Origin of the sequence: Ligilactobacillus sp. Marseille-Q7487, assembly GCF_949152225.1 — a bacterium.
Lineage (GTDB): Bacteria > Bacillota > Bacilli > Lactobacillales > Lactobacillaceae > Ligilactobacillus.
On sequence record NZ_CASCJC010000001.1, the window covers coordinates 560203 to 573113 of the forward strand.

Below are 12911 nucleotides of genomic sequence, written 5' to 3' on the forward strand. Positions count from 1 at the left end.
ATGAGTGGCAAAAAGTTTAGTGAACAGCATCGTGTAGTGTATTATGAAACAAATGTGACTAAACAAATCAACATCGGTCATATGGTTGATTTATTGATTTTAACTTCAGAAAATCAAAGTGATCAATTAGGGCTAACGACCGAAGTGGTTAATAGTCATGGTTGTGGTTGGGTTATTACGCAACATTTAATAGACATTACACACTTACCGCAAAATGATGAAGTTGTGACATTGAGTACTCAAGCTCAAAGTTATAATCCGTATTTTTGTTATCGCGACTTTTGGATTCATGATCAAACAGGTCAAGAATTGGTGCATATGCATAGTGTGTTTGTTTTGATGGACTTAAAAACACGAAAGATTATTCGGATGATTCCGGAATTGATTACGCCATATGAAGCGTTAGAAAGTAAAAAAATTGAACGGTTAGCAGCCCTTCAGCCACTGACATTAGTTAATGGTCAAAAACAATATAATGTTCGTTTTATGGACATTGATAGTAATCATCATGTTAATAATGTACATTATTTTGACTGGATGTTGGATTGTTTAGACGCAGCCTTTTTATCACAGCATGAGTTAGTTAAGATGAATATTCAATATAAACAAGAAGTGCGTTATGGACAAAAGGTTACCAGTCAAGTGTATTTTAAAGATGATTTAACGACATGTCATCAAATTGTGACTGCAGATAATATCAACTGTTTAGCACAATGTGAGTGGAGGAAAAAAGATGCCTGATTTGACGATTAGTTTAGCGACTTCAACTGAGTTAGTGGACGTTTATGCTTTGTTTAAGCAAATTGTGGATGCCGAGTTTAGCTGGCAAGAGAAGGTAGCAAGCTATCCGACTTTTTTGAAAAGTGTGGCGGGTGAAGAAATTTATGTGGCTAAAGTAGCGGGAAAAGTTTGTGGCTTTTTGACTTTTTGGCGGGCCGATAACTTTGTGCATAATCTTTTTGTGGCCAAGGACTGGCGCAAATGCGGGTTAGCTACGGCCTTGCTAGCTACGGTTTTAGCGACCAGTAAGAACGCTGTGTATTTGAAATGTGTCAGCCACAACCACCAGGCTTTAGCTTTTTATCGGCAAGCCGGTTGGCGAATAGCTAAAAAATGTTTAACGGAAACGCCTCCCTATTACTTATTAGTAAAAAAACGTTGTTAGTAACGTGTGTTTTACATGCTTACTAACAACGTTTTTTATTAGGAAACTGCATCAGTGACAAAGGTTGCTAACTCTTGACCACTTAAGCCAGCACTTAGACCAACAAGAAGTTTGATTCGTGCTTTTTGTCCGTTTAAACCATGGCAAAAAGTAACGCCCATTTGGCTAAGTTGCACACCGCCACCTTGGTAATCATAGACATCTTGAGCAATACCATTAAAGCAACGTGAAACTAAAACTACTGGAATATTTAAATCAAGTAATTTTTGTAAGGCATCTAAGACACGTGGAGGTAAATTGCCGGCGCCTAAAGCTTCGATGACAACTCCTTGAGTGTTTGAATTAGCTAAATTAGCTAGTAATTCAGGATCCATACCGGCGTAGGCTTTGATTAAATAGACATGATCAACCACATGTTCAATTGGCAAAGCAGTGTGTAAAAGTAACTGTTCAAAGAAAGTGACGCCATTTTTAGAGACCAAACCGATTGGCCCAAATGTTGGAGTTCTAAAAGTTGCTACATTGGTAGTATGTGTTTTGGTGACATAGCGTGCTGTATGGACTTCATCGTTCATTACAACTAAGACGCCTTTACCAGCAGCTTGTTTACTTGCTGCAGTTTGAATTGCACACCGAAAATTATGCAAGCCATCTGAGCCAATTTCATTAGCTGAACGCATTGCACCGGTTAAAACAATCGGAAATGTAGTAGGAATAGTCAAATCTAAAAAATAAGCTGTTTCTTCTAAAGTATCGGTTCCATGAGTGATGACTACACCATCGATACCTTCATCAATCGCCAACATGATACGTTTTTGAAGTTGAAGCATTTGTTGTGGCTCCATATGCGGTGAGGGAAGATTAAAAATATTTTCAGTAATTAGCTTTAAATCGGTGGTAAAAGGATTGACGAATTGATTTAATGGATTTTCGCTACCAGGAGCGACAGCACCGTGTTCATCTTCTGACATTGCAATAGTACCACCGGTGTGTAAGATAAGAATTTTTTTCATTTGTAGGCTCCTTTAGCTAAATTTCAAAAATGATTCATTCAAAATTATACGCATTTTTACAAAGAAAGTATACTGTTATAGCGATTTTTAAAAAGATTTTTGCAAGTTAAGCAGAGTGTGATAAGATATGATGTGATAAATAACATAAAGATGAAAGATAGGGGTTTATATGAAAACACTTGCGATAGATACATCCAATCAAGCACTAAGCGTAGCGGTGTTAGATGATGAAAATTTATTGGCACAAACAACTTTAACGGTTGGCAAAAATCATAGTGTAACATTAATGCCAACAATCCAAATGTTAATGGAACAAAGTAAATTAAAACCTGCGCAACTTGATAGAATCGTAGTCGCTAAAGGTCCTGGATCTTATACGGGCTTACGGATTGGTGTTACGGCAGCCAAGACACTAGCTTTTGCGTTGGACAAACAATTAGTCGGTGTTTCGAGCTTAGAATTATTAGCGGCTAATTTTGATGCTAACAGTGCGCAAGAAAGATTACTGGTGCCCTTATTTGATGCTAGAAGAGAAAATGTTTTTGCCGGTGTGTATCAATATCAAGATGGACATCTGGAAGTAAAAATGACTGATCGTCATGTGTCATTAGCAGCTTTATGTCAAGAAGTTAAGGACAAAAATCCTTGTTTTATTGGACAAGATGTCTTGAATTTACAAGAACAAATTACAGCGCTATGTGCGGGAGGCAAGATTAGTTTTGCAAATGGGTGGTTTAATTATCCTCAAGCCTATGTTTTAGGTAGACTTGGACAACAAAAACAACCAGTTGATATTCAGACCTTTGTTCCAAGCTATTTACGCTTGACACAAGCAGAAGTTCAATGGTTAGAAAAAAATCCTGATAAAGGAATCGTAGATAATGGAACATATGTTGAAAAAATTTAAGGAAAGCTTAGAAAAAATTTTGGTTGATCAACCAGAAGCAAAGAAAATCGAGTTTACGAATCATGAAATACAAGTTTCAGGGCAAACTTATTTTTTGTGTAAGGCTTTGATACCTTCGATTCCTGAAATCTTAGCGGTAGAACGTGCGGTTTATGAAGGACAAATGCCTTGGGATTATGATGCTTTTTCAAAAGAAATTGCGGATGATTTTAAATCATTATACTTAATTGTTAGAGATCAAGATCAAATGATTGCTTTTGTAGGGTGTAATTTAAGATATGCGCCTAAAGAAGCACACGTAACTAATATTGCTGTTTTACCGGCTTATCAAGAGCATGGAATAGGTAAAGCATTGTTACAAACGTTATTTGCTGCAGCCAAGAAATATGATTGCAATCAAATCAGCTTAGAGGTTCGCCAAAGTAATGTTAAAGCGCAACATTTGTATGAACAACTTGGATTTAAATGTGTAGCAAGTAAATTAAATTATTATGCAGATAATGAAACAGCCTTGCAATATATTCGAGATTTTCAAGATATCAAAGTTAAAAAGGAATGGATATAATGTGTGAAAAAAAGAAAAATTTAATTTTAGCTTTTGAATCAAGCTGCGATGAAACAAGTGTTGCGATAATTGAAGATGGACATAAAATTTTAGCTAATGTCACGGCAACTCAAATTAATAGTCATCGCCGTTTTGGTGGTGTTGTTCCGGAAGTAGCAAGTCGACATCACATCGAACAAATTACCGATTGTATCGCAACTGCTTTGGCACAAGCAGATGTAACTTATGAACAATTAGATGCTGTGGCAGTAACATATGGTCCTGGCTTAGTTGGTTCGCTATTAGTAGGCTTAACGGCAGCTAAGGCGGTGGCTTTTGCTTATGATTTACCGTTGATTCCTGTTAATCATATGGCTGGTCATATTTATGCAACACGTTTTGTGAGTGAAATTAAGTTTCCAGCATTAGCGTTGCTTGTTTCTGGTGGGCACACTGAGTTAGTTTATTTGCCTGCTCCAAATGAATTTAAGATTATTGGTGAAACTAGAGATGATGCAGCAGGTGAAGCATATGATAAGGTCGGTCGGGTGATGGGCTTAGCCTACCCAGCTGGAAAAGAAATTGATCAGTTAGCCAAACAAGGTCAAGATACCTTTAATTTTCCACGAGCTATGGAAAAAGAAGATAACTATGATTTTAGCTTCAGCGGTCTAAAGAGTGCCTTTATTAATACGTTGCATCATGCTAATCAAATTGGTGAAGAACTTTCAAAGGTCGATTTAGCAGCAAGTTTTCAACAAAGTGTAATTGATGTGTTAACACTAAAGACAATCAAAGCATTAAACAATTTTGAGTGTCAACAATTGATTTTAGCTGGTGGTGTGGCGGCCAATTCTGGTTTACGAGCACGAATTGAAGAAGAGCTAAAAGCTTTTCCAACGGTAGAATTAATCAAAGCACCACTCAAATTGTGTGGTGATAACGCAGCAATGATAGGTGCAGCAGGCTATGTGGCTTATCAAGCCGGCGAAGTTGGAGATTTGAGCTTGAATGCTAATCCAAGTTTAGAATTTGATTGGATTGACTAAAAAAATCGTGAAATAACGTTTGTACGTTGTTTCACGATTTTTGGTTTATTGATTTAAAAATTCTTCTAAAGCAAGCAAATGCTCTTCCCATGTATTCTCTACTTGACTAAGTTGATCATTTGTTTTAGTCAATTCGGTTTGCAGTGTTGTTAGCTTAGGAACATCGTTAAAAAGCAAAGGATCAGCCATTTGTTCTTCGATTTTTTGTTTTTTAGCTTCAAGTTGTTCGACTTGTTTTTCTAATTCGGCTACTAAACGTTCTAATTTACGCTGTTGTTTTTGTTTTTCTTTACTTTGTTGATAATCTTTTTTTGCCTGTGAAACCAATGATTGTTCGGCAAGTGGTGCATTTTGCATTAACTTTTGTTCTTTTAATAACTCTTGTTCTGCTTTTTTAGCAATGTAGTAATCATAATCACCTAAATAAAGTGTTGAACCAGTTGGTTGAATCTCAAGGATTGAAGTTGCAATTTTATTGATAAAATAACGGTCATGGGAAACAAATAAAATGGTTCCTGGATATTCGAGTAAAGCAAGTTCTAAAACTTCTTTGCTATCGATATCTAAATGGTTTGTCGGTTCATCTAATAATAAAAAGTTATCGTGTTGCATAGCAAGCTTAGTTAATAATAGACGTGCTTTTTCCCCACCAGATAAGCTGTGAACTATTTTTTTAACATCATCGCCACTAAATAAAAAGCTACCTAAAAGCGAGCGAATATCTTTTTCGGGAGTTGTCGGATGCTCATCCCAGATTTCATTTAAAACTGTTTTTTGGAGATGAAGATTTTTTTGTTCTTGGTCATAATAACCAATTTGGACATTTGTTCCAATAAAAGCTTCACCTTTGATAAACGGAATTTGGCCTAGAATACTTTTTAAAAGTGTTGATTTGCCAACCCCATTTGGCCCAACAATTGCCATGACATTTTGTTTACGCAAATCAAGATTGATAGGAGCTGCTAAAATTTTGTCATCATAACCAATTGCCCCATCTGTGACTTGTAAAACAACATCACCGCTAGTTTTGTTGGGAACAAAACTAAAATGAGGACCTTTTTGCTCACCCTCAGGTCGCTCCAAACGCTCCATTTTTTCGAGTTGTTTACGGCGACTTTGTGCACGTTTAGTAGTTGAGGCACGTACAATATTACGATTAACAAAATCCTCAAGCTTGTTGATTTGGACTTGTTGTTTTTCATAATTTTTCCATTGTTGTTTGAGACGTGCAGCTTTTTCATCAATATAATAAGAGTAGTTGCCCTTATAGTAATGGCAAGTTTGTTGACTCAATTCATAAACTTCGTTGACAACTTTATCTAAAAAGTAACGGTCATGAGAAACAATTAATAAAGCACCTTGATAACTTTGAAGATAATTTTCAAGCCAAGTTAAAGTTTCAATATCAAGATGGTTAGTTGGTTCGTCTAAGATTAATAAATCACGTTTTTCTAAAAGTAACTTTGCTAAAGCTAAACGTGTTTTTTGCCCTCCGGATAGAGAAGATATTGAGCGTTGATAATCTGTTTCATAGAAGTGAAAACCGTGTAAGACTGAGCGGATTTCATTTTCATAACCATAACCATTTTGTTCTTTAAAATCATGTTGTAATTGATCATAACGTGTTAAAAGTTGTTGATATTTGGTTGAATGATGGTCAATATCTTGGGCCATTTGTTGTTCGAGTAGGTGCATTTGCTCTTCAATTTTTTTAAGATGTGCAAAGACACTCAACATTTCTTCAAAAATTGTTTTATTTGAGGTTAACTCACTATTTTGGGCAAGATAGCCAATTGTTAAATCTTTGCGTTGACTAATTTTACCTGCATCGGGTTTGGTTTGTCCAATGAGCATTTTGATGAGCGTTGATTTGCCAGCTCCATTGCGCCCAACTAAAGCAATTTTTGAATTATCTTGAATATCTAAATTAACATTTTTAAATAAAATCTCTGCACCAAAATGTCGTGCAACTTGTTGGACTTGCAATAAAATCATGTAAATCACCTTTTCTATTTAATTTAGCCATGAATAAGTGTACCATTAGAAATTACACTTGCGCTAATGTGATACAGCAATATCTCTTAAATTTGCATGGTCGCGCTTTTTTAGATATTCTTTTGTAATTATAGATTAATTATATCATGACGGGCGTCAAGATAGTTTTTACTCTATCTTTTTTATTATACTGAAAATAATGAAAAAAAGTAGACTTGTATTTTTGATGAAAAATGTTATTGTTTTAGAGCTTAGATTAAATTGACATAGTAATAAGTTTTCGCTGATATATGCTACATCATACTTAAATATCCAATTGTAAAATGATAAAGCGTGTTAAGTAATTGAGTTTATTGTTTGTACTAAATAAAGCTAGTAGCGTAACTGATAAATTTTTGTAAATATAAAAAGTTTTTTGTATTTTTTCTTGATTAAAAAAGCGCGAAATTTTTTCTGAAAGTTTGTGAAATAGTTACATAACGTTTTTAAAAAAAGGGATAAGACGGCATTTTTTTTGTGCAGAATAGTTCAAATTTAAATACGCGTATGTTAAAATTGATGTATATAGTTTTAATAGGAAAGGAGTCTAGGTTTGAATGGTAGCAGCTACAATTCCACAAGCAACCGCAAAAAGACTACCAATTTATTATCGTTATTTAAATATTTTGGCTGATTCTGGTAAAAAGCGTGTTTCTTCAACGGAATTAGCAGAAGCAGTTAAGGTTGATTCTGCCACTATCAGACGAGACTTTTCATATTTTGGAGCATTAGGGAAACGTGGTTATGGTTATGACGTTGAAAGTTTACTAGAATTTTTCAAGAAAACTTTGAATCAAGATAAGCTAACTAATGTAGCCTTAATTGGTGTCGGTAATTTGGGACATGCGTTGTTAAACTTTAACTTCCATAAAAGCAATAATGTGCGTATTAGTGCGGCCTTTGATATTAATGAAGAAATCACTGGTACAATTCAAAGTGGTGTTCCAATTTATCCAATGTCTGATATGAAAGAACAATTAACTGTACAACAAATTGAAGTTGTAATCTTAACCGTTCCTTCATCGGTTGCGCAAAAGGTAACTGATGAGTTAACCGAAGTGGGGGTTAAAGGTATTTTAAACTTTACCCCGTTACGTATCACTGTGCCTGAGACAGTTCGGGTGCAAAATGTTGATTTAACTAATGAATTACAAACATTAGTTTACTTCTTGGATCATTTTGGACCAGGTAAATAAAAAATTCCCAAGTTTTCATGCTTGGGAATTTTTTTATTGAAAATTAAGCCACAAGACGATAGCGTTCATGATTAGATGTGCTAAAATCGGCGCTAAAATAGTATGACTATAGCGATAACAAAGTGCCAAAAGCATTCCAATCAACCAATAGGTTAGATAATGCCCATCACCATGAGCGACACTAAATAACATGCTTGAAGCGACTAAACATAGCCCAATATTAAAGTAATCACTTAGGTTACCATATAAAACTTTACGAAAGATTAATTCTTCGCAAATTGGAGCACAAATAACGATGACGATTAAATAATAAGGATATTTTTGTGTAATAGCTATCAAAAGATTGGTATTTTGTGAAAAGGCAGGTTGATGCAAAAAAATATTTTCAAAGTAAAGTCCAAATGTCTGGACGATAAAAAGTCCAATGCTTGTGCCTAAAATTAATAAGCTTAATCTTAGTTTATTAATTTTAACACCTTGCTCAATCTTGTTAGAAGCTTGATAGTGATGGTTTAAGCTTAGTAAGACTATGATCAAGCAAAGATTTAAAATAGTTAATATTGGATATAAGAAATCATTATTGGCAATAAATTGTCCACATAAAAGTTCTAACAGATTAAAGCCTAAATAAGTTGTCAGTAAAGCTAAAATATTTTTTTGCAGTGTCATCTTTAATCCTCCTAAAAAACTGTTTGTATTATAGCATTCTTTAGTAAAAGATTAAAGAAAGACTACAATTAGCAGATTATTTTTCAGATGAAAAAGCTTGATTTAACAGGCTTTATCGCTAAAAATTAGCACTCGACGCTTGAGAGTGATAAAAAAAGCTTGCATTTTTGGATGAAAGTGATTATAGTAGTAATTGTAAGTTGTTAGCACTCTAGTTAAGCAAGTGCTAAAAAAGATGGAGGGATCTACAGTGCTTAAACCATTAGGAGATAGAATTATTTTAGAAGTTCAAAAAGAAGAAGAACAAACAGTTGGTGGAATTGTTTTGGCAAGTAATGCTAAAGAAAAACCACAAACTGGTAAAGTTGTTGCTGTGGGTGCGGGTCGTGTCTTAGAAAATGGTCAAAAAGTTACACCAGCTGTGACAGTCGGCGACGTTGTTTTCTTTGACAAATTTGCAGGGACAGAAGTTAAATATGAAGATCAAAAATATTTAGTCGTACGTGAAGGCGACATCATTGCAATTGTCGACTAAGATAATTAGATTTTAGATAAGGTGGAAAATAAAATGGCAAAAGAAATTAAATTTTCAGAAGATGCACGTTCAAAAATGTTAGCCGGTGTAGATAAATTAGCAAACACCGTTAAATCAACAATTGGTCCTAAAGGTCGTAACGTTGTTTTAGAACAATCTTTTGGTTCTCCAACAATTACAAACGATGGGGTTACAATTGCTAAGGCCATCGAATTAGAAGATCATTTTGAAAACATGGGTGCAAAGCTTGTGGCAGAAGTTGCTTCTAAGACAAATGATATTGCTGGTGATGGTACCACAACAGCTACTGTTTTAACTCAAGCAATTGTTAATGAAGGTATGAAAAATGTGACGGCTGGTGCAAACCCAGTTGGAATCAGAATCGGGATTGAAAAAGCTACCGCAGCAGCTGTTGATGCTTTGCATGCAATGTCTCATTCCGTAGAATCTAAGAGTGATATTGCACAAATCGCCGCAATTTCTTCTGCTAGTGAAGAAACAGGGGCTTTGATTGCTGATGCGATGGAACGTGTTGGTAACGATGGTGTGATTACAATTGAAGAATCTAAAGGAATTGATACTTCTTTAGATGTTGTTGAAGGGATGCAATTTGACCGTGGTTATCTTTCACAATACATGGTAACTGACGAAGATAAGATGGAAGCCGAATTAGAAAATCCATACATCTTGTTGACAGACAAGAAGATTTCTAACATTCAAGAAGTTTTACCATTATTACAAAGCATCGTACAACAAGGTCGTCCATTATTGATCATTGCCGATGATGTTGATGGCGAAGCCTTACCAACCTTAGTGTTAAACAAGATTCGTGGGACATTTAACGTGGTTGCTGTGAAGGCACCTGGTTTTGGTGATCGTCGTAAAGAAATGTTACAAGATATTGCGATCTTAACTGGTGCAACGGTAATTACGGATGATTTAGGTTTACAATTAAAAGACACAACGATTGAACAATTAGGTTCCGCTGGTAAAGTGACTGTAACTAAAGAAAATACGACAATCGTCGAAGGTGCGGGTATTAAAGAACAAATCGGCGAACGTGTAGCGCAAATTAAAAAACAAATTGAAGATACAACTTCTGATTTCGATCGTGAAAAATTACAAGAACGTTTGGCTAAATTAGCCGGCGGGGTAGCGGTTATTAAAGTTGGGGCTGCTACTGAAACAGAATTAAAAGAACGTAAATACCGCATTGAAGATGCTTTGAACGCAACACGTGCTGCGGTTGAAGAAGGTTTTGTGCCAGGTGGTGGTACTGCCTTAGTAAATGTTATTGATAGTGTTGCAGCTTTACAGGAAAGTGGCGATGTGCAAACTGGGATTAACATTGTTAAACGTGCTTTAGAAGAACCAGTTCGTCAAATTGCTATCAATGCTGGTAAAGAAGGTTCTGTAATCGTTGAAAAACTTAAGGAACAAAACCCAGGTGTTGGTTACAACGCAGCAACCGACGAATGGGTAGACATGATTGCATGCGGAATTGTTGATCCTACTAAGGTAACACGTTCTGCTTTACAAAACGCCGCTTCTGTTTCTGCTTTATTATTAACAACCGAAGCAGTTGTAGCCGATAAGCCAGAACCAAAACAAGAAATGCCAATGCCAAATCCTGGAATGGGCATGATGTAAGCTAATTAGTTTTTCAATTAGTATTATTGATTTATAAAACAAGCTAATAGATGGATGTTTCTTTGAATTGACAAAGGAGCATCTATTTTTTTATTAGTAAAAAGCTTTGTTTAAAGAAATAAAGATTAACACATATTTAAATTTTGAAGTATAGGCGAGTTTTTATGGAAAATTTATAACAAAATTGTCCAAATATGGTAAGATAATAATGATACCATAGTGAAGGTTACAGGCCTTTTAGCAAACGCGTTTTGCTAATAAAAGAAAGAGGACAATTTATGTATACAGTTATTGCGTCACTTTTTGTGACTACAATACTTGCGGTTATCTTGGTACCTTTTGTAAGAAAGTTAGCATTTAAGGTGAATGCTGTTGATAACCCAAATGCACGTAGAATAAATAAAACTCCCATGCCAACTATGGGAGGCTTAGCAATTTTTATCGCTTTTAATGTTGTTAATTTTACTTTACTAAAAAATCAATTTCCAATAGGACAGTTAGGTGCGCTTTTCATTGCAGAATGTATTATTTTAGCCACAGGCATCTTAGATGATATTTATGAATTAAAACCTTGGCAAAAGGTAGTAGGAATTACCTTAGCTGCTTTAATCGTGTATTTTGCCGCTAGTGTTCGTATGACAACCTTAACTTTACCGTTTTTTGGTGTTGTTTATCTAGGGTGGTTAAGTTTACCATTGACGATTATTTGGATTTTAGCAATTACTAATGCGATTAATTTGATTGATGGATTAGATGGATTAGCGACAGGTGTTGCTATTATTGCCTTGACGACAAGTGCATTGACTGGATTTTTCTTTTTAAACGTAACAAATACATTTGTTTCGATTATGATGTTTAATTTGGTCGCTGCATTGGTTGGATTTTTACCTTATAATTTCAATCCAGCTAGTATTTATTTAGGCGATACCGGGGCTTTATTTATCGGCTTTATGATTTCGGTGTTTTCGCTATATGGACTAAAAAATGCAACGTTTATTACGATTATTATTCCCGTTGTAATCTTGGGGGTACCAATAACGGATACTTTATATGCGATTTTACGGCGTCTGTTAAACAAACAACCAATTTCTCAACCAGATAAACATCATTTACATCATCGCTTGTTGCAAATGGGGCTATCACATCGGCAAACAGTATTAGTGATTTATGGAATTGCCTTGATTTTTTCATTTATTGCGTTACTTTACCCACTATCTAGCTTTTGGGGATCTGTTTTATTGACGATTGCGACCTTGTTTGGACTAGAAATTTTTGTTGAAGTAATCGGCCTAGTCGGCAAAGATCGGCGGCCTTTATTAAATTTGATTAGACGTTTGACTGTCGGATCTTTGAGTGATGAATATAAAAATAAAAGACATAAAGACTGAGTATTGATATGCACCCTCTTTGCTGGATATCCAGTAAAGAGGGTGCATGTTATATTCAGCCTTTTTTATACAAAAAAGCCCTGTAAGATAGGGCTAAATTAAAGTTTGACTTCAATTTCATGAAATTTTTCTTTTCCAATGGTGATATCGATTTGAGCATTGAAAAGTTCGGTGATTTGAGCACAAAATGTTTCAATTTCATCGTTATCAAGCGCAAAACAAACTGTTACATTTTCGGTATAAATAGTGTCAGTAATAGGAATTTGTTTGTTTTCTAAGAAGTTTTGCAGTTTACCAAGATTAGGATAGTTTAGGCTTAAATTTAACTCGCGTTGCAAGACTTTTTTGACAATTCCCGTGTGTCTAATTGCCTCTGAAGCTGCCTTACTGTAGGCACGAATCAAACCACCAGTTCCTAGTTTGATACCACCAAAATAACGGGTTACAACAACTGTTGTATCATGAAGTTGCATCTTTTCTAAAACATCTAAAATAGGGACGCCAGCTGTACCAGAAGGTTCGCCATTATCACTTTGACGTTTAATTTGATTGTTTGGTCCAATCACATATGCAAAACAATTGTGTGTGGCTTGGCGGTGAAGGGTTTTGATTTTTTCAATGAATGTTTCAGCTTCTTCTTTAGTTGTAGTGCGCGCAACATTACAAATAAACTGCGATTTTTTAATGACAATTTCATGTGTTCCTGTATCTTTAATTGTTAAATATAGATCAGACATTTTGTTTTTCCTTTCTTTAGTTTC

The 12911-nt window shown here is 35.2% G+C and carries 13 protein-coding genes; 9 read left to right on the forward strand and 4 right to left on the reverse strand.

Features of this window, described 5'->3' with window-relative positions; translation table 11 throughout:
- Together QM017_RS02740 and QM017_RS02745 are read left to right on the forward strand one after the other, a co-directional pair.
- The gene (locus tag QM017_RS02740; protein WP_282708787.1) at window positions 1-741 is read left to right on the forward strand and encodes an acyl-ACP thioesterase domain-containing protein; all 741 of its coding nucleotides are present in this window, start codon (window positions 1-3) and stop codon (window positions 739-741) included.
- Complete coding sequence (locus tag QM017_RS02745) at window positions 734-1165, forward strand: GNAT family N-acetyltransferase (protein WP_282708788.1); 432 nt, start codon at window positions 734-736, stop codon at window positions 1163-1165. The genes QM017_RS02740 and QM017_RS02745 overlap by 8 nt, the downstream gene beginning before the upstream one ends.
- 38 nt (window positions 1166-1203) lie before the next feature.
- Here the strand turns inward: QM017_RS02745 and QM017_RS02750 are convergent, their stop codons facing one another.
- Window positions 1204-2178, reverse strand: coding sequence for an asparaginase (locus QM017_RS02750; RefSeq protein WP_282708789.1), 975 nt, complete (start codon window positions 2176-2178; stop codon window positions 1204-1206).
- 169 nt (window positions 2179-2347) lie between these two features.
- On the opposite strand from QM017_RS02750, the gene tsaB reads away from it, so the two are divergent.
- Genes tsaB through tsaD form a run of 3 tightly spaced genes read left to right on the forward strand, consistent with a single transcriptional unit; the run spans window position 2348 to window position 4678 of the window.
- A complete protein-coding gene (tsaB, locus tag QM017_RS02755; RefSeq protein WP_282708790.1) occupies window positions 2348-3085 on the forward strand; it encodes a tRNA (adenosine(37)-N6)-threonylcarbamoyltransferase complex dimerization subunit type 1 TsaB in 738 nt (245 codons plus the stop codon).
- Window positions 3060-3650, forward strand: a complete 591-nt coding sequence (gene rimI / locus QM017_RS02760) for a ribosomal protein S18-alanine N-acetyltransferase (RefSeq protein ID WP_282708792.1) — start codon at window positions 3060-3062, stop codon at window positions 3648-3650. Before tsaB ends, rimI begins: the two co-directional genes overlap by 26 nt.
- Window positions 3650-4678, forward strand: a complete 1029-nt coding sequence (gene tsaD / locus QM017_RS02765) for a tRNA (adenosine(37)-N6)-threonylcarbamoyltransferase complex transferase subunit TsaD (protein WP_282708793.1) — start codon at window positions 3650-3652, stop codon at window positions 4676-4678. Before rimI ends, tsaD begins: the two co-directional genes overlap by 1 nt.
- 45 nt (window positions 4679-4723) lie before the next feature.
- On the opposite strand, the gene QM017_RS02770 is transcribed toward tsaD, so the two are convergent.
- Complete coding sequence (locus QM017_RS02770; protein WP_282708795.1) at window positions 4724-6673, reverse strand: ABC-F family ATP-binding cassette domain-containing protein; 1950 nt, start codon at window positions 6671-6673, stop codon at window positions 4724-4726.
- A 596-nt stretch (window positions 6674-7269) separates the two neighbouring features.
- Between QM017_RS02770 and QM017_RS02775 the strand changes: the two genes are divergently transcribed.
- The gene (locus QM017_RS02775) at window positions 7270-7908 is read left to right on the forward strand and encodes a redox-sensing transcriptional repressor Rex (protein ID WP_178195785.1); all 639 of its coding nucleotides are present in this window, start codon (window positions 7270-7272) and stop codon (window positions 7906-7908) included.
- A gap of 33 nt (window positions 7909-7941) precedes the next feature.
- Here QM017_RS02775 and QM017_RS02780 read toward each other — a convergent pair whose 3' ends face one another.
- Entirely contained in the window at window positions 7942-8577 is a 636-nt protein-coding gene (locus QM017_RS02780; protein ID WP_282708796.1) for a type II CAAX endopeptidase family protein, read from the reverse strand.
- 250 nt (window positions 8578-8827) lie between these two features.
- On the opposite strand from QM017_RS02780, the gene groES reads away from it, so the two are divergent.
- The 3 genes from groES to QM017_RS02795 all read left to right on the forward strand — a co-directional run bounded on the left by groES (window position 8828) and on the right by QM017_RS02795 (window position 12150).
- Entirely contained in the window at window positions 8828-9112 is a 285-nt protein-coding gene (groES, locus tag QM017_RS02785; RefSeq protein WP_178195781.1) for a co-chaperone GroES, read from the forward strand.
- Between the two features lie 33 nt (window positions 9113-9145).
- Window positions 9146-10762, forward strand: coding sequence for a chaperonin GroEL (gene groL, locus QM017_RS02790; protein WP_178195779.1), 1617 nt, complete (start codon window positions 9146-9148; stop codon window positions 10760-10762).
- A gap of 278 nt (window positions 10763-11040) precedes the next feature.
- Window positions 11041-12150 carry an MraY family glycosyltransferase gene (locus QM017_RS02795; protein ID WP_178195777.1) on the forward strand — a complete coding sequence of 370 codons (1110 nt, stop codon included), beginning with the start codon at window positions 11041-11043 and terminating at the stop codon, window positions 12148-12150.
- Window positions 12151-12248: 98 nt separating this feature from the next.
- Here the strand turns inward: QM017_RS02795 and QM017_RS02800 are convergent, their stop codons facing one another.
- A complete protein-coding gene (locus QM017_RS02800) occupies window positions 12249-12887 on the reverse strand; it encodes a YigZ family protein (protein WP_282708797.1) in 639 nt (212 codons plus the stop codon).
- Between the last annotated feature and the right edge of the window lie 24 nt (window positions 12888-12911).

Coding starts and splice junctions, on each gene's coding strand:
- QM017_RS02740 (WP_282708787.1), top strand. CDS start 1: ATGAGTGGCAAAAAGTTTAGTGAACAGCATCGTGTAGTGTATTATGAA.
- QM017_RS02745 (WP_282708788.1), top strand. CDS start 734: ATGCCTGATTTGACGATTAGTTTAGCGACTTCAACTGAGTTAGTGGAC.
- QM017_RS02750 (WP_282708789.1), bottom strand. CDS start 2,178: ATGAAAAAAATTCTTATCTTACACACCGGTGGTACTATTGCAATGTCA.
- tsaB (WP_282708790.1), top strand. CDS start 2,348: ATGAAAACACTTGCGATAGATACATCCAATCAAGCACTAAGCGTAGCG.
- rimI (WP_282708792.1), top strand. CDS start 3,060: ATGGAACATATGTTGAAAAAATTTAAGGAAAGCTTAGAAAAAATTTTG.
- tsaD (WP_282708793.1), top strand. CDS start 3,650: ATGTGTGAAAAAAAGAAAAATTTAATTTTAGCTTTTGAATCAAGCTGC.
- QM017_RS02770 (WP_282708795.1), bottom strand. CDS start 6,673: ATGATTTTATTGCAAGTCCAACAAGTTGCACGACATTTTGGTGCAGAG.
- QM017_RS02775 (WP_178195785.1), top strand. CDS start 7,270: ATGGTAGCAGCTACAATTCCACAAGCAACCGCAAAAAGACTACCAATT.
- QM017_RS02780 (WP_282708796.1), bottom strand. CDS start 8,577: ATGACACTGCAAAAAAATATTTTAGCTTTACTGACAACTTATTTAGGC.
- groL (WP_178195779.1), top strand. CDS start 9,146: ATGGCAAAAGAAATTAAATTTTCAGAAGATGCACGTTCAAAAATGTTA.
- QM017_RS02795 (WP_178195777.1), top strand. CDS start 11,041: ATGTATACAGTTATTGCGTCACTTTTTGTGACTACAATACTTGCGGTT.
- QM017_RS02800 (WP_282708797.1), bottom strand. CDS start 12,887: ATGTCTGATCTATATTTAACAATTAAAGATACAGGAACACATGAAATT.